We start from the raw sequence: 18103 nt of genomic DNA on the forward strand, positions 1-18103 counted from the left end.
TTTAGGTATTAGAACTGCAAATAAATTCAATTTTTATCGTTTAATAAAAACTATTCCGTGAACGACAGAAATCATCTTGTCAATGACTATAAAAGGATTTACCTTGAATAAAACACTAACCGGTTAAAATACGTCGTTCGCGGATTTAATACCAAAACAGTGGGTAAATTGTATTTATATTTGTCATATAATGCTTTCAAAATGATGAAAATACAATACAAATGGTCAAAAGAACTGTTATTTCAATTGATTCTCATTGTCATTGTTTTCTTGTTTTATTCATTTGACTATAATGACCCATTGATAGAAGGACATGAGATCGTTTTTTTTCTCACTTATGTCAGCGCCGCCATGGTAGTGAATTATATCTTGCTCGATCGTTTTTTGTATAAGAAAAATTACATCGGTTTCTTTTTCTGGTTTTTTGTACTCATTTCAATTATGATCGTTATTGAGGAAGGTGTCCTGGAAAAGATTTACTATCCGGATACCCGGGGTAAGCGTATTCAAAACATCTTTTTTAATTTACTGGATGTGCTTCCTCCTATCATTATTCTATCTGGATTTAAATTCGCCTGGGATGCTGTGATCAAACAAAAGGAACTCGACGAAATCAAATTAAAGGCTCAGGAAGGTGAACTTCAACTTCTTAAGTCTCAGATAAACCCACACTTTTTGTTCAATAATTTGAATAATTTATATGCCCACGCCATTGAAAATTCAAGTAAAACCCCTGAGATAATATTGGCCTTGTCAGATTTTCTCCGATATACCCTTTACGAATGTAAGGCCAGATACGTGAGCATCAATAAAGAGATTGAACAACTTGAAAACTTTATTCGTCTGAATGAAATGCATTTGGAAGGAAGAGGCAAGGTAGCTTTTAGCTCAGACAACAAGGGTGTAGGATTTCAAATAGCACCTTTGCTATTGATGGTATTTATTGAAAATGCCTTCAAGCACAGCACATCAAGTCAATTAAATTCCATAGAAATAGACATTCGTTTAGCCGTAAATAACAAGGGCTTACTCACTTTTGAATGTAATAATTCTTATCAGGAACAATCCAATACTGAAAACATGTCAAAAGGAATTGGATTAAAAAATGTTAAAAAAAGGCTTAACTTACTATATCCGAAACAACATTCACTTCTAATAAGCAGTGAAAAGGAACTGTTTAAGGTAAATTTGGAAATTCAGTTAAACCAATTGGCAAATTGATAAATTGCATCATCATAGAAGATCAGGCGCCCGCTCAACGTATTCTAAAAAGATATATTGAAGATGTAGGTTCTCTGAATTTGATCAATACTTTTTCTGATCCCATAGAAGCGATGTCTTTTTTGAAATCGAATTCGGTTGATGTCATATTTTTAGACATTCACCTGCCTAAATTATCAGGTATAGACTTTTTAAAGGCCATTTCTAATCCACCAAAGGTTATCCTTACCACGGCCTTTCCGGATTATGCTCTAGAAAGTTATGACTTAGACGTTGTGGATTACTTGCTGAAACCCTTTTCATTTCAGCGGTTTGTCAAGGCTGTTTCAAAACTATCATTAAGCGATCAAGGCGTTGAGAAAGCTAATGAATCAAATGCAACCAATTCGAAATCTTTGTTTTTAAAATCAGGACACGAGTATATCAAAATTGATATTGACCAAATTTCTCATATCAATTCGGATGCCGATTATACCGACGTTTATTATGCCGAGAAGAAATTCATTTCCTCAGAGTCGTTGAAGTATTGGGAAGATGCCTTAAGTGAGTATGAATTTATCAGGGTTCATAAATCTTATATTGTGAATTTAAAGATGGTTGAGAAAATAGCTAAGAACCAGATTTACTTGCTTACCAATGCTATTGTGCCTATCGGACGTACCTATAAAAAGATATTGGATGAGCGGTATTTAAGTCAAAAATGACAATTGACTTTCCCAAAAACTAAGTGCACTTGCGATTTTAATTATCCAACTATAAGAGCTTGCTCGGCCCAAGGCGGATGAACTCCTACTATTCACAAAACACCTTTTTTACTATAAAAAGTTGCGGTTTGGACAGAACTCGAAAAAACAAAGCGCGTAGACAAGGTAAACAATGTGTTGTGCCGTTATTTATCCTTTTTTCAACTTTCTCTCAACGAAATACATTTCCATTTGCCCCTTTCCTTTAGCTTCAATTTTCCCTCTGTTTTTATAAGTAAAATGAGGATCGTCTTTTAGCAATACATAAGTTGCCTCACTTATGTTCACCTTTCCGGCAACACCTGAGCTCTCCATCCGACTAGCCGTATTGACGGTATCACCCCAGATGTCGTATTGGAACTTCTTGATGCCTACAATACCCGCGACCACTGGGCCAGTGTGCACGCCAATCCGTATCTCAAAGAAATGTTGGTTTACTTTTGTTTTTTCTGCTTTGACTTTCTCAACCATATCGATCATTTCTAAGGTAGCTTTTACCACATCTTTTGCATGAGTAGAATTTGGAGAAGGCAGACCTCCTGCAGCCATGTAGGAATCTCCTATGGTCTTTATCTTCTCAATTCCATACTTTTCGCAAATACGATCGAATTCAGAAAAGCACGCATGTAAATCTTCTACCAACTCTTTTGGTGACAGAAGTTCGCTCAATGCCGTGAAGTTTTTAAAATCTGTAAATAGTACAGTTACATTGTCAATAAGTTGTGCGTCTGAATGGCCTTTGCTCTTAAGTTCTTCAGCCACTTCTTTAGGTAAGATATTCTGCAATAGCTCTTCACTTCGTTCTTTCTCTTTTTTGATACTATTACGTTGGCGAAAGAATACTCCCGCAAACAGTAATACCACAGCAAAACCAGCCATAAAACCATTTCGCTCTAAGTTTTTGCGTTTAAGTTCTTGAGCAGCAATAACATCTTTCTTCTCCTGCTCCATATCCTCTTTGGCTTCTTCCTTATCAAACTCATATTGCATATCTAACTGCGTAAATTTTTTGGCATTCTCCCTACTAATAAGACTGTCATTCAAAACAGCCAACTGCTCATGATACTCTAAGGCTTTAGTAGCGTCGCCTAACCCTTTGTGGGCTTCATACAAACAAGTACACGAAAGTTCTTGTAGGTCTATAGATTCAATCTTTTTACTTAATGTGAGTCCTTTATTACATTCGACTATGGCCTGATTATACTTATACTGAGCATTGTAATTATGGCCAATATTTATGCGCGAAACTGTAATACCATTTTTATCGCCGATTTCTTCTTGGATTTTTAAGCCACGTAAGAAATAGTCCAAGGCTTTTAGGTAGTTGCCTTGCTCATAAAAAATCTCCCCGATATTATTCAATGAATTCGCATTTCCTTTTTTATAGCCGATTTCTTCCTGGATTTTTAAGCCACGCTGATAATAGTCCAAAGCTTTTGGGTAATTACCCTGCTCTTTATAATTAAATCCAATGTTTCCTAGCGAATTAGTAATTTCTATTTTATCTCCAATTTCTTCTCTAGTTTTTAAAGAACGAAGCAAATAGTCTAAGGCTTTTGTGTAGTTGCCTTGTAAAGAATAAATATATCCAATATTCCCTAGTGAATGCGCAATTCCTGCTTTATTACCTATTTCTTCTTCAATTATTAAACTGCGTTGGTTATACTCCAGAGCCTGTGGGAAATTGCTCTGCCTTAAATATATATTCCCAATATTGTATAACGATGCCGCAATCCCTTTTTTATCTCCAATTTCTTCTCGAATTTTTAAACTACGCTCATAATAGTTCACGGCTTGCGGGTAATTGGCTTTAAACCAGAAACTCACCCCCTGAATATTGTAGGCCTCCGCCTCGGCAATTGGGTATTGTTTTGTTTTTGCAAAGGTTACCAATTCTTCGGCCAAAGTAAATGCGGTATCAGGTTTATTGAACAGAAAACCATCCCATATATAGTTCTTGAATGCATAGGTTCTAATGGAATCTGTTTGGTTCTGGTCTTGCCAAAGGGTATATAGAGAATCTAGATTGGTTTGGGCTTTCGTTAAAAGGCCTAAGAAGAGAAAAAAAGTAACAAGTATTACTTTCTTCATAAAAAGGTATTTACCAAATTTATTTCTCTCCATTAAATTATTGGGAATTTTTAAAAAATTTATCAGATACTGTTATTATCTACTAAGGTAATTAAATTAACCTAAAGCGGCCCTCCAGCATCTTGGAGCGCTCTTCTATACTTCTTATTGACCCACAAGGATTCTAACCAAGTATACGGTCTATAAAAAAAACCTCAATGTTTGCTTATGAAGTGTTAAGCCTGCATGCCGAAGGCATGTGTTAAGTGTTAAGTGTTAAGTGTTAAGTGTTAAGTGTTAAGTGAAATTACTTTTTCCTTAGAACTTAGTCCTTAGTCCTTAGTCCTTAATACTTATTATTGCGATCTGGACGGGATTCGAAAAACAATGAGTTTACATAATGTATTCGTTATCCACAATTTTTATCGGCTCAGGAACTTCTGATTCACCTACAGTTTCAAGCAGGTTAATTTCAATGGTTCTTGTAATCTGATCTAATGAAATACCAGATGGAACATTTTCAAAAGGATTGAGAAGCACCTGACCAATATGATGTATAACAATAAAAATATAACCTATCAGAGCTCCATAAAAAATGGACCATGCACCTACCACATCTGCAACTACAAAAGTTGTGCTTATCATCATGACCCAAATAAATACTCGAGTATAAAAATTATATGTTGGTGGAAAAACCGTGTTCTTTATTCGTTCTGATTTTCCCATTTCATCACTAAATCTGATGAGCATTTTATTGAGTTCAATAAACTTAAAACCATCAATCCAGTTATCTCTATACAGGACCTCCAATTCTGATGATTGTATGTTTAAAATTGCATTGTGAATATTCGATTGACGCTTTACCTTTTCAAGCTCTTCTTGTGAAATATATTTGCCAAAATCATCAATATTTTCGTTTCTAAGATTACCTTTTAATGCATATAGGAAAGCGATATGCCTAAAAATGGCCGTTTTCTTTTTCTCAATTAAATTTTCTTTGGTCTGCCCATCGGGAACAGTCAAGTAAGCGTTAATTTGTCTGGCCCATGATCTTGAATCATTTACTAGTGCTCCCCAAATTTTCCGCGCTTCCCACCACCTGTCATATGCCTGGTTATTATTAAAACCAATGAAAAAAGCTAAGGCGGTACCTAATATAGATGGAATAACAGCCGGAAGGTCATTTACTTCTTGAAAAATCCATTTGCTAAAAAAATACGAAGCGGCACAAACCAACACAACCAGCAAGGCACTTTTCCAGGTGCCAATTATAACCCGTTTTATCCTAATCTTTTTTGTAATAATCATGTTAGTGAATAATTCTTATATACAATATTAATACTTTTAAAATGCCTTTTCAATGTTATTGAAATAGACTTTTATTCTTCGTCTGTGATGTCTTTGACCAATTCATCCCTCATAGCAAGAAATGCTTCAAATGCTTCGATCTGTGCGCTATTAATTTGACGTTACCCTATTTGGTCTCAGCCAATACTTCGTCAAGTATTTGAAGTAATGTTTCTCTATCGTACTTGTAGGCCTGATTTTCATTAAGCTGCACCATTTCACGCATTATTTGTGTAATTGTCCATCTTCCTTCGGCTTCTCTGGGCACAACCATATACCTGCGTTTTGGGTTTTCAGAAAAGAGCGCTTTTTCAACAGCGGCTGCTACTTCATCAGGATTTTTATAGTGACTTCTGTCACCATTAAAGTTAGACATCATATTTTTCCACTCTTCCTTGTACAATGAATTTTCCATATCAGGCTTTCTGGATTCCATTCTTTTAACTAGTGTTTCCCCTATTTTAGAATTGTAATTACCCGGTTCGATGGCGCTCACCTGAACGTCGAACTTTTTCATTTCATCAGCCAATGCATCTGTAAAAGCTTCAATAGCGTGTTTGCTCATGCTGTATGGTCCAAAAAAGCTACCTGATAAAATACCAGATATAGAACTTATTGTAGCAATACGGCCTTTGGATTCTATGATTAATGGCGCGAATGCCTTAGTCACTCGATAAGGGCCATATATATTCACATTAAAAATATAGTCTAAGTCATCTTCCTCAACTTCAATCAGTGGGGCTAAAATAGCAACACCAGCGTTATTTACCAGTCCATAAAGTCCACGACCCTCATTCTTCACTGTTTCTACGGCCGCATTTATTTCATCCCAATTATTTACATCAAGCTTGATTGATTTGACGTTCTTCATACTGTTAAGTCTATCAATATCACTTTGCTTTCGAGCACCTGCATAAACAAAGTATCCCTTAGATGATAGGGTCTCTGTAATTTTTAGGCCAATTCCACTACTCGCTCCGGTTACCAATATGGCTTTTTGCTCTGATGCAGATTCCTGTGAATGGACCTCTACTATGATGGTTAAAAAAAATAAAAGAAAAATGTAGCGTTTAACGAAATGGAATCTCATAATTGTTTTGGGTTAGTTGTTATTGATAATGGATTATGTTAGGACTTAAATTAAAAAAAATAATTAACATAAACTGTATTTGTTTTGTCCAAGTAAAATTCGTCCAGGAAAAAAACTTTATTTCGATCAATAATTTTGATTTTATAATCAACCTTATAATGAGAATTAATTTTAGCAATTTAATATTCCTTGTGTTATGAATTCAAGCTATTGCTTATACCCGTTGTTCCATTAGTTTCTTATTCAACATGTTTTATTCTCCACTTTGAATTCCATTAAAACTTTTGGATCCATCTATCAAAACTAGTTCTGTCTCAGATATATTCACTTTTAAATCTTGCATTCCTCCATTTTGATGCCCATTGATGAAAAATTTATTTTCTCCAATTTGAACTAAAGTTACTTTTGAAATATGGCTCGTTTTTAATGCATCATCCATAAACATACCTTGTATTTTATGTGAACTGTCAATACTTAAAACAATCCCAATATCAAAAGTATCAAAATGAAATCTTATACTAACGTTTTTAACTTCTTCACCTTCAATTTTATAAATATTGAAGGAATGAAATTCACCAGCCTGTTGCAAGAAATTGCTCCACATTCCTTTCAACTGAGCTATACCTTCATCTGAGCCAAGAAAAGCTTTCATATCATTATTCCCGTAAAAGGAAAGGCCTTCAAAATTTTGTTTACTCATAGCATTGGCAAAAAACACAGCCGTTTCGCTAGCAGGATTATTTTCTTTTGCATCTCTTGAGAATGTATAAGAAAAAAGAGACCAAGGCTCTTTACCTACAGCTTCTAACACATAATCATTCCCTTCTTTCTTAAGCCTAATTGAATGATTACTATCAAACTGATACGTATTGTTCACGTACATAAGGTCTTCACTCTCCTTGTTTGCTAAAGGTAAAATATCAACGTTTTTACCTAGCAACAATGAAATGATTTTATCTGTAATTTCTCCTTGCACAAAAGATATTTCACCTTGAAATTCATCAACTAAAGGGTTTATAGAAGTTGCGTTGGACAGGATGATTACTTTAATGTTTTTTGAAGGCATTGAACCCATCATAGAAGCATAACCAGGAAGTAAACCATTATTATAAATCCACTCTTCACCTTCTTTTTGGCCTATTACCCAACCCAAGCCAGATTTCATTTCATTAACTCCTATGTCTTGAGTAAGACTATATAGCCTATTTACTGTTGCAGGTTTTAATATTATTCCTTTATCTAAAGCCTGTAAAAAATTATATAAATCAACAGTTGTTGAATTTATTTCAGCCGCACCCATTAACCAGGAAGTATGCAAAGGAGCGTCTAGCTTTTTTAATTCATTCATTCCTAAACCTAAATACGGAAAGGTTCTCTGGTCTATATCTGTAAACGAAGCAGAAGTCGTGTTTTTCATATTAGCTGGCTTAAAAACAGCTTGTTCCATATAGTTGGCATAAGGCTGTCCGCTTGCCTTTTCAATAATGTTTGCTAAAAGAAGGTATCCAAAATTATTGTAATCATAAGAAGTTCCAGGTTCAAATTTTAATTTAGAATCTTTAAATTTCGCTAAAAGTTCATCAAGAGATATTAGCGTTTTTTCTGGCATAAGTCCATTTCCATTGTCGTCTATTCTCCCAATATTGGCCTCCATACCAGAACTGTTATTTAACAAATGTTGGATTTGTATGCCTTTTGAATAATCAGGCATAAAATCTGGAAAATAGTTTGAAATAGGTGTTTCTAATGTCAATTTCCCATCTTCAACTAATTTCATGATCGCTACAGCAGTTAATGATTTTGTAAGCGATGCGATGCTAAAGATAGAATTACTAGTATTTTTTTTACCTTCTTCAAGGTTGGCATAACCAAAGCTTCTTTGATAAATAATGCTATCGTTTTGACTAATTAATACGTTACCAATAAAACGGTTATAACTTGAATAGCTTTGAAATAAATCATCTATATTTTTCTTAATTTCTTTGTTAGAAACTGATTGTCCATATCCGTTCAATCCAATGATTAAAGCACATATTACTGTTATTATTTTTTTCATTTGTTTATATTTTAACGATGAATTCTAAGCAAGATTAAAGTGTAAAATCAGTACCGCAAAAAGAATGTGATAATTAAGTGTTTTAATGTGGTCGTTTGTTTAATTTAAGTGAAGAAGCTTAAACTTCACACGATTTCACAAATTGGTCACTTGAATAGTGCCATTTATACCTTGGTTCACTTTAAATCATTTTAATTTCCTTATTTTGATAAAGAAAGCAATGCATATGAAAAAATATTGGGAGCCTATAATTCATATTCTGATATGGGGGATTGGGTACTTTTTGATTTTAAAGTATACCTCAACCATAGGCGATTTTAGGAAAGACACCGGGCCCTATTGGTTTGCCTTATTATTTGGAATGCTTATGAATCAAGTTATTTTCTATACAACTGCCTTTTACCTTGTCCCAAAGTTTTTACGCTTAAAAAAAACAAAGACTTTAATAGGTCTATTGGCAATAGGGCTTTCTAGTATTACTTTATTTGAGAGTTTTATAGACTATAATTATCTGGTGAATTTTTTCTCGACTGAGAGTGAGTCTTTTTCTGTTTATTTTTCCTATAATTTATTTGTTGGATTCATTATTTTACTCGTTGCGTTATCTTATGCATTAATTAAATATTGGATACAAAATGAAAAGCTAAAAAGAGTATTACTTGAAGAAAAATTATCTACAGAAATGGCTTTTTTAAAGTCTAAAATTAATCCTCACTTTTTGTTTAATGTTTTAAACAGTTTATATGCAAAATCTTTGACGAGTAATGCTCCAGAATTGGCTGATGGAATAGCTAAATTGGCTGAGTTAATGCGTTATATGGTTTATGAAACAAATGATGACAAGGTAGCTTTAGAAAAAGAAATTCATCATTTAAAAAACTTCATTGAAGTATATCAATTAAGAATATCCGAAAATGATGATGTATTTATAAATTTAGTTACCAAAGGCGATACTAAAACAGTTAAAATAAGCCCGATGTTACTTATCCCTTTTGTTGAAAATGCGATTAAATATGGTGTTAATCCTAATACAAAATCTGTAATAAATATTTCAATAGAGAATCTGGAAAGCAAACTATATTTTAAAGTAACCAATACAATACATAAAAGGACTAATGGCATTAAAGATGCTTCTTCTGGTTTCGGACTTGATAATTTAAAAAAGAGACTCGCTATTCTTTACCCTGATAAACATACTATAGAAACAAAAGAAGAGAATGGCTTTTTTATATCTATATTAAACTTAAAACTTGATTAAATTTTATGGTAACCTATCTAATCATTGATGATGAACCTGCTGCAATTGAAGTTCTGGAATTTCATTTGAAGAAAATACCATCTATGGAGTTAAAGGCATCTTTTAGAGATCCTTTAGAAGCACTTGATTATTTACAAAAACATAAAGTTGATCTCATTTTTTTGGATATAAATATGCCTGAATTATCAGGAATTAGCTTTCCTAAGTTTTTGCAAAACCCTCCGCTGATTGTATTTACTACTGCATATTCAGAGTATGCCTTAGAAAGTTATGAACTCAAAGCAGTCGATTACCTTTTAAAACCTATTAACTTTGACAGATTACTTCAAGCTGTCATTAAAGTGAAACAGGTTTTAAATAAAAATAATGAAGTAATCACAACGATTTCTAAAACCGTTAATGATAGTCCTGAACAAACCATTTTTATTAAAAGTGGATCAGAATTTCATCAAGTATCCATTCAAAATATAAAATGGATAGAAAGTGATGGTAATTATGTCACATTTCATACCACTAAACGCTCCATCCTCGCACGTTATAAACTATCAGAAGTAATAGACATCATTCCTAAGGAGCAATTTGTCAGAATACATCGTTCTTATATTGTGGCATTAAAACATATAGAAACAATCAAAAAACATTGTATCATCATTGATGAAAAGGAGATACCCATAAGCAGTAAATACAGAGAAGGCTTTTTAAGCATAATCCATGGATATAGACCAAAAGAATAGTACTGTCAAGCCCTAATTAATTAGAGGCAAATCAAATAGGATCAATTATGAAGTCTACACACTAAATCAAATAGGAAAGTCTATAAAACAAAAAAACTTCAGCTTATACTGAAGTTTTTCATTAGCTACAATTTAAATATTTATGAGCTAGTACTATGCTTTTGCAAAAAAATTAGGTCATGCCCATTATTTTTTTTGAACAACCTGCCAATCAATATCAAATCTATCTTTTAAATAAGGAGCAAGTTGACCCAAACCAATTTCAGCCCTGCGCTTGTCAACATATTGAGGATCCTTTATAAGTTCTGGCTCGCGTACCCCGTTATTAAATTTAATCTGGGTACCGTACAATTGTTCCTTCCCCTCCTCTACTAATAATCGATCACTCATCTTGGCATATCTTAGGGGCTGGGCCTCACCCTTTTTAAATGCCTCCTCCAGCATCGGAAAATACTTAGACCTTATCTCATAGCTACTGTGGTTTATGACAAGTGCTGCTCCGGCAGCCGCATATTCAGTAACTTCAGATGCTGTAGGCCATCCATATTTGTCCAGCAATTCAAATAATCTTCTTTGATTTTCCTTCATATTTATTTCCTCCATAGCAAGAATGGGGAAGATTGCCGGTGTGCCGAAATATCCTCCGTTCTGCATATACTTTCTTCTTTCAATATTTCCCGCATACATGAAGCCCTGATCTTTTATCACCATTCTGAAGAGTTCCCTTGCAAAGGGTTCATTTTTTATAGGCGCATTTTTAGTTTCATATTTTCTAATCTGCATCTCTTCAATTTTTTCCCATCTGGGATCATTAACCAGACTTAAAAATTGTGGCTCATAAAGTGCCTTTAATGTTGAATCTTTTTGAACAGCATAGTTCAAAAAATAAAACGCTGTATCCCTCATTTGTGAAGTCCATAAAAGGGCAGCAGTTGATGCGATCTTATAAGACACTTCTTCTGATCCGTTTTGTGCAAATGTTGTGGCATATTTGATCAAAGCGGGCATAAGAAGCCCCTGGTCTTTTAAACTATCTGCTTCCTTGACCATATTTTGACCAATGGCAAATTGGAAAAAGGCGATTGACCAACAAAGGGTAATTATTTTTTTCATTGTTCTGGATTTTAAATTAGAAAACAATGATACAATGAATACCTACTTTAAAAATAATTAGTCGATAAACTCCATCTTTTGGACTGGATTTGACCAGTTTTTCGAGAAGTTAAGCTATCGCCTTAATAGTGATTGGGATATTGATTGCGCTGCAGATTAATACTTGGAATGAGGAAAGAAAAAAGGCTTGCACAGATCTATTTGGAAAATTTAAAACAAAAAACCTCAGTGTTTGCTTATGAAGTGCTAAGTGTTAAGTGTTAAGTGTTAAGTGTTAAGTGTTAAGTGTTAAGTGTTAAGTAAAAATAATTTTTTCTAGTACTTAGTCCTTAGCACTTAATCCTTAGTCCTTAGTCCTTAGTCCTTAATACTTAACACTTATTACTTGTTGTTGCGGCTGGACGGGACTCTAACCCACCTTTTAAATTTTAATTAAAAACTTCTCTGAAAAGAAACCGTAAAAATAGATTACTCCATTTTCTTACATTCATATATTCCAGCTGGAGCTTTTATTTTTAGCCCTGTAACCTTTCCTTGTTCAACGTTAAATTCTATTTGCTGATCATCATAGTTCTTCATTTTGAAAAGATGTTTCTTGTATGGAATTAAATACTCATCAACCGACCAAATAATTGCCAGTTGACCTTGTTTCAATTTAACATCGAACATACTCCCACCATAGTCATACCGTCCTACATATTGTTCCAAAGTAGCTTCTTCCGATAAGGTCCCATCGGGTTTCTTAACGAAAACTACCTGCCCCTCATCAATAGATACTATAGCATTGTCAATATCTCCTTGAGGACTTATGTTGAAGTTAATGGTCCACTTTCCAAAATCCTCATCATTGGGAGTATCAAATCTATTATAATGATAATGTGTAAGAGATAATTCGGTTCTTCTAAAATTAAAGAACAGTGAATCTCGCTTGAAGTCGACCTTGAATTCTCCATAGGCCTCATTCGCGAAGGTGCCAACATAATCTTCTATTGCATGAGTAGGTTTGGTATCGGCAACACGATCAAATCCTTCCTGACCTCTTGCCTGCTTGCCAAGCACTTTTCTCGCTTTATAATCTTTAAGCAAACGTCCGTTCCAGTCAGTCTGTTCTAAACCCAATAGTCTATCTACTAGGTTGTAACCAACAATAGTATTTCCTAACGACGCAGCATGGTCTCCAATTGAAAAAGTAATGATTCCTATATCGTCATAAGGCATAATAATGACCTGAGAATGAAATCCGGGCATAGCACCACCGTGGTTTGTTAAAACATGGCCTTTGTAGATTTCTATCCCTCTTCCCATTCCATAAACTGAGTTCAATACTTCATCATATCCTTTATCTTCGAGCGATTGATTTTTAAAACCAATTCCTGGCTTCATTGTTTCGTCGATAATAGTCTTTGAAAAAACCTGTTTGTCTTTGTATTTTCCATCATTCATGATTGCTATTACCCAATGAGACAGTTCTTCAAGGTTGGTAATTATAGATCCTGCCGGGCCGACTCCAGCTCCATCCTCCTTAAGAGGAATTTGATAAAGCAGCGTCGTGTCTCTTTTTTCACTGTAAGGAACACCATGGTCATCTGACTTCTGCATCTCCTCAATTGAAAAAACCGTATTGTTCATTTCTAAAGGGCTAAATAGCTTTTCTCGAATATACGCTTCCCACGTTTTACCTGTTCTGAGCTCAATGGCATATCCAACAGAGGTGTACATCAAATTGTTATATATAAAATCTTGTCTAATTGGCTTTGAAGGTTCAAGAAACTTCATGCGGTCGAACAATTCCTTGCGATTAAAATCTGATTGGAACCAAATCATATCATGTCTAGAAACGCCTGTTTTATGGCTTAGCATGTCTCTGAGGGTTACTTGGGTATTCAATAGATCATTATAAAACTCTATCTCAGGTACCGATTCTTTAAAAGGCTGATCCCAGGTAAACACACCCTCTTCTACCAACATGCCGGCCGCCACTGTTGTAAATAGCTTGGTGTTAGACGCAATTTGAAACAAAGTATTTTTTGTGACAGGAAGTTTTTTACCATAATCGCGAAAACCATATCCCTTAACATAGACGAGTTCACCCCCATGAATAACGGCAACACCTACTCCAGGAGCGTTCCAGTCAGTCAAAGCACTCTCCATGTATTTGTCAAAATCCGAAAGCGACTTCTTAATGTTGATCTCTTGTGATACTGCGCTTAATGACAGCAAAAGAATTGCAGATAAAAATAAATTTTTCATATTAGTTTGGTTTAGTTTGAAGAACAACAAGTTAACCATTTTTTTAAACACCTAAAACTTGAAGTTTCCTTTTCATACTAATTGAACAATTCTTGTTAGTTGTAAAATTGGGGTCTGGATGGGACTCGAACATAAGGTAATTTAAAACATAAAATTGATAATTAATTATTCAATTATTATAGTTTTCAAAGTCTTCGATTCACCATTAATAGAAAGTTTGCAATAATATCTTCCAGCGCGTAAATTCAATTCACTTAATTCTATTGGTATACTATATTTACCGGATCCCATTTCAACAAGATCAAGTATGTTTTGAACCATATTACCCCGACTGTCAAATACCTCGAGATTAACAATGGATGACTCTCGTAGTTTAAATGAAATATAACTTTTTTTATCTACCATTGGATTTGGATAGAGTTTCACAGTTTCAATTTTCTTCGAATTAGAATTTTTATAAGTTGATGGAGTCCCGTTGAAAGAAGTTACATCAGTCCAAATACTTAATTCTCCATCATGAAGTCTCGTCCATATTGGTCTTATTATATTATTATGCACTGTTATATTTGTGTAATCCCCGAAAAAAATATCTTTATTCGGAAGGAATGGGCTTTCACTAATTCTTTTATTTTTAAAGGATCTTCCTCCATTATTGGAAAAAGCCAAATAAACATCAGTCTGATCACCACTGTAATTTCTACGATCGTAAAAAACAAAATGGAGGTTCCCATTCGTTTGATCGATATCCATCCATGTGAAAAATTGTTGCCTGTTGGAATTATCTTTATTGACTTTCGACCTGGAAGACCAGGTATTACCACCGTCTGTTGATTTTGAGAACCAAATATCTGTATTATGCTCTCCATTTCTTTGGTCTGACCAATTCACATAAATGGTACCATGATTCGGACCACCACTAAGGTCACATTTAGTTATAGGAAATCCATTGGCTCTGGAAATTCCAGAAATATTTTGATCCCAGCCCCCTGGCATTGTGTCAATTAATATTTCTTCTTGAAGCCATGATTCGCCTTTATCCAAAGAACGATTGAACACTAAACCCTTTGGACCAGCCCAAGTTACGTAGATTTCACCATTGAGGCCAACAGCAGGAACTGCTCCTCCCACAGCATCATCGCCATCCATACAATCCCCAACAAATTTATTGATTTGCATTGGACTTGACCATGATTCTCCTCCATCTAAAGATTTTGAGAATAAGATGACGCTGGCACAAGTAGGATCTTCACTACCATAGTCATCAAACTGAGTCCATGTCACATAAATATTATCATTTGACCTGTCAATTACGCTCCACTGCTTGTCCTGGTTCTTTGATCCATTTAGCCCTGTAAATGATCCATTTGACCATGATATACCATTATCTGTCGATTTTTGACAAACAATTCTATCTATCCAACCATTGCCTTCAGGTAAATTAGAAAGATGAAAATAATAAAAATTTCCTTTGCTGTCAACGTCTATAACTGGATCTCCCCAAACTCCAAAAGACGAAGTTAATTCCCCAATCCTCCAGGTCCTGCCACCGTCAGCGCTGTAATGATAATTGTTAAGAATACTTCCAGCAACTAAAATATCAGGATTGCTGGGATTCATCATTATCGATGGTTCATTTGGTCCATATCGATCACCAATACTCTTACTAATTAATATATTTTGACCTTGACTGTTAACTCCTATTAAAAGAAAAACTAATAGTAATATTGTTTTCATAGCATTTTTAAATTAAACAGCAATATAAATATATTCACCAAAAATTAGGATACCCTTGTAAGGGTAAATTTATTTTAATTTATAAAACATGTTTAGTTTTAATCTGAGTAGTCTGACCTGGACCACAACATTTTGCTTATAATCTGATATGATATCAGAAATGCTACTATAAGGCATATATCGATAATTCCCTATAATTGTAATGGGAATTATTCATATCTTTAAACATAAAAAATTATTTAACTCAACTAAGCCCTATTTAACCCAACTAACCCCCCTTCCCTATGAAAAAATTCTCATGTCTTATTATTGCATTTTTTTGCACTGTTCTTTCGGTTTATTCACAACGCGACACCATCAAATCTATTGATGATGTTCCACGATTCACCTATCAAATAGATAGCCTGGCTTCTGTTGTTTATAATGATGACGATCAATTTCGAAAGCTGTACCTGGAAGTAGAAAAAAACTACCTTTCTCTTAAAGAGAAATATGTTATAGAAGATGCTACTTTAAAGAAAAGCATACTGTCAACACTTCAATCTATAGACTTTTTTGAGCAAAGATTTGACGAAGGAATGGCAAAGACTAAAATGATCAAATCTTTACAGGAAAAACCAGCCCAAAAAGAAACTTCAGGCTTACTCTCCTTCACCTATTTAAATACGCTTGCCAACAATAAGGCGACAGCGACTGACGAGTTTAGTACTGCCTATCAGGTTGAATTACAGAAGTTAGTTGATCCACTTGACTATGCGGTAGTAGGAGATAACATAAAATCCAGCAAAACATCAATGGAGATCTTTTCTGAAAATCTAATCGAAGGGTTAATTGTAGAAAATATTGACCCCGCTTCGAAAGGCGGCGAATTGAGTGGTGATTTTGCTAATGCCCTGATCAATTACAAGTTTCTCACGAGATATATTTTGCCTTATAAAAACAATGTCGTTCATGTGTACAAAGCATATTTAGATGCCAATCATGTTGAGAAAAAGGATATTTGGAAAGAGCGAAATGTAGATTTATCAAATCGTTCCAATTTGAGTCCGGTAACAATTGCAATATGGGACAGTGGGGTTGACAATGCTTTATACCCTGATAACATGTATGTAAATAGTCAGGAAAAAGTTGACAATGTGGATAATGATGGCAATGGGTTTATTGATGATATTAATGGGATTGCCTATGATTTGCATTCAAATAAAATAGCTGGTAATTTGATAGATCTGTCTGACGAGCAAAAAGTTGACGTGCCACAAACTTTGCAACTGTACAAAGGGTTAAAAGATTTACAAACGAATATTGATAGTGAAGAGGCTGATCGTTTTAAAAAAGTAATGTCAGAATTAAAGCCTGATGAAGTCAAACCTTTTATTGAAAATCTCAATTTCTTTGGAAACTATGCACACGGAACCCACGTTGCCGGAATTGCCGTTCATGATAATCCCGCAGCAGTTTTACAAGTAGCCAGAATCACTTTTGGATATAAATTAATGCCTGAATTACCCACAATAGAAAAAGCTAAAAAAAACGCTAAGGAAGTCATTGAAACAGTCAATTATTTTAAATCTACAGGAGTACGTGTAGTCAATATGAGTTTTGGTGGTTCTCCACAAGGAATTGAAACGGCATTAGAGAAAAATGGTGTCGGAAAAGATAGTGAGGAACGAAAAGAAATGGCCCGCGAAATTTTTGATATTGGGAAAGTAGCATTTTATGATGCTATTGCGGATGCTGATGCTATTTTATTTATTACTTCTTCGGGAAATTCTGATGAAGATAGTGAGTTTTATGAGGCGATTCCCTCTTCCTTTGACCTGCCTAATATCCTTACTGTTGGAGCTGTAGATCAAACCGGTGAAGAAACAAGTTTTTCTAGTTTTGGAGAAAATGTAGATGTCCATGCAAATGGTTTTGACGTAGAGAGCTATGTACCGGGAGGTGAAAGATTAAAAATGTCGGGCACATCAATGTCATCGCCCAATGTGGCAAATTTAGCTGGAAAAATATGGGCCATAAACCCTGATTTAAGTGTTGAAGACGTGAAGAATTATATCATTTCTTATAGTGATGTCAGTGAAGATGGGCGTATCATTTTAATGAATCCCAAAGCATCAATCAATGCCGTTGACAAAGACCATCCTCCAATTAAAAAGCAAAAAAACGCAAAGAAAATAAAGAGCTAGAAAGATTGAAGATCGGTTCTGGCAAAATGCAATGAATATATTTAATGAAGTGTTAAGTGTTAAGTGTTAAGTGTTAAGTGTTAAGTGTTAAGTGTTAAGTGTTAAGTGTTAAGTGTTAAGTGTTAAGTGTTAAGTGTTAAGTGTTAAGTAAAAATAATTTTTTCTAGTACTTAGTCCCTAGTCCTTAGCACTTAATCCTTAGTCCTTAGTCCTTAAAACCTGCCTGCGGCAGGCAGGCTTAATACTTATTGTTTCGGTCTGGACTAGACTCGGAGAAGCTACTTTACATAGTGGCGTTATC

13 protein-coding genes are annotated in these 18103 nt (G+C 34.5%); 6 read left to right on the forward strand and 7 right to left on the reverse strand.

Annotated features, from left to right (window positions below):
* The first annotated feature begins 201 nt into the window (after positions 1–201).
* Together QWY87_RS10080 and QWY87_RS10085 are read left to right on the forward strand one after the other, a co-directional pair.
* Positions 202–1221, forward strand: coding sequence for a sensor histidine kinase (locus QWY87_RS10080; protein ID WP_290290796.1), 1020 nt, complete (start codon positions 202–204; stop codon positions 1219–1221).
* A complete protein-coding gene (locus QWY87_RS10085) occupies positions 1218–1925 on the forward strand; it encodes a LytR/AlgR family response regulator transcription factor (RefSeq protein ID WP_353959162.1) in 708 nt (235 codons plus the stop codon). Before QWY87_RS10080 ends, QWY87_RS10085 begins: the two co-directional genes overlap by 4 nt.
* A 189-nt stretch (positions 1926–2114) precedes the next feature.
* Here the strand turns inward: QWY87_RS10085 and QWY87_RS10090 are convergent, their stop codons facing one another.
* From QWY87_RS10090 to QWY87_RS10105, 4 genes are all read right to left on the reverse strand, one after another.
* The gene (locus QWY87_RS10090) at positions 2115–4055 is read right to left on the reverse strand and encodes an adenylate/guanylate cyclase domain-containing protein (RefSeq protein ID WP_290290797.1); all 1941 of its coding nucleotides are present in this window, start codon (positions 4053–4055) and stop codon (positions 2115–2117) included.
* A 372-nt stretch (positions 4056–4427) separates the two neighbouring features.
* Positions 4428–5342 (reverse strand): bestrophin family protein, encoded by a 915-nt coding sequence (locus tag QWY87_RS10095; RefSeq protein ID WP_290290799.1) that lies wholly within the window; start codon positions 5340–5342, stop codon positions 4428–4430.
* A 166-nt stretch (positions 5343–5508) separates the two neighbouring features.
* Positions 5509–6471: an SDR family NAD(P)-dependent oxidoreductase gene (locus QWY87_RS10100; RefSeq protein ID WP_290290800.1), complete on the reverse strand. Its 963-nt coding sequence runs from the start codon at positions 6469–6471 to the stop codon at positions 5509–5511.
* A gap of 253 nt (positions 6472–6724) precedes the next feature.
* Entirely contained in the window at positions 6725–8527 is a 1803-nt protein-coding gene (locus QWY87_RS10105) for a serine hydrolase domain-containing protein (RefSeq protein WP_290290801.1), read from the reverse strand.
* Between the two features lie 205 nt (positions 8528–8732).
* Between QWY87_RS10105 and QWY87_RS10110 the strand changes: the two genes are divergently transcribed.
* Positions 8733–9785 carry a sensor histidine kinase gene (locus QWY87_RS10110; protein WP_290290804.1) on the forward strand — a complete coding sequence of 351 codons (1053 nt, stop codon included), beginning with the start codon at positions 8733–8735 and terminating at the stop codon, positions 9783–9785.
* 5 nt (positions 9786–9790) lie between these two features.
* On the forward strand, positions 9791–10519 hold the full coding sequence (locus QWY87_RS10115; RefSeq protein WP_290290806.1) for a LytR/AlgR family response regulator transcription factor: 729 nt from the start codon (positions 9791–9793) through the stop codon (positions 10517–10519).
* Between the two features lie 186 nt (positions 10520–10705).
* Here the strand turns inward: QWY87_RS10115 and QWY87_RS10120 are convergent, their stop codons facing one another.
* Positions 10706–11632 (reverse strand): DUF6624 domain-containing protein, encoded by a 927-nt coding sequence (locus QWY87_RS10120; RefSeq protein ID WP_290290808.1) that lies wholly within the window; start codon positions 11630–11632, stop codon positions 10706–10708.
* Between the two features lie 125 nt (positions 11633–11757).
* Between QWY87_RS10120 and QWY87_RS17855 the strand changes: the two genes are divergently transcribed.
* Positions 11758–11874, forward strand: coding sequence for a hypothetical protein (locus QWY87_RS17855; protein WP_353959166.1), 117 nt, complete (start codon positions 11758–11760; stop codon positions 11872–11874).
* A 226-nt stretch (positions 11875–12100) separates the two neighbouring features.
* On the opposite strand, the gene QWY87_RS10125 is transcribed toward QWY87_RS17855, so the two are convergent.
* Together QWY87_RS10125 and QWY87_RS10130 are read right to left on the reverse strand one after the other, a co-directional pair.
* Complete coding sequence (locus tag QWY87_RS10125) at positions 12101–13882, reverse strand: serine hydrolase (protein WP_290290810.1); 1782 nt, start codon at positions 13880–13882, stop codon at positions 12101–12103.
* A 165-nt stretch (positions 13883–14047) separates the two neighbouring features.
* Positions 14048–15616, reverse strand: coding sequence for a T9SS type A sorting domain-containing protein (locus QWY87_RS10130; RefSeq protein ID WP_290290811.1), 1569 nt, complete (start codon positions 15614–15616; stop codon positions 14048–14050).
* Positions 15617–15900: 284 nt separating this feature from the next.
* On the opposite strand from QWY87_RS10130, the gene QWY87_RS10135 reads away from it, so the two are divergent.
* Positions 15901–17802 (forward strand): S8 family serine peptidase, encoded by a 1902-nt coding sequence (locus QWY87_RS10135; protein WP_290290813.1) that lies wholly within the window; start codon positions 15901–15903, stop codon positions 17800–17802.
* Positions 17803–18103 lie beyond the last annotated feature (301 nt).

The sequence above is a fragment of the Lutimonas halocynthiae genome, from assembly GCF_030409835.1.
In the GTDB taxonomy this organism is placed as follows: domain Bacteria; phylum Bacteroidota; class Bacteroidia; order Flavobacteriales; family Flavobacteriaceae; genus Lutimonas; species Lutimonas halocynthiae.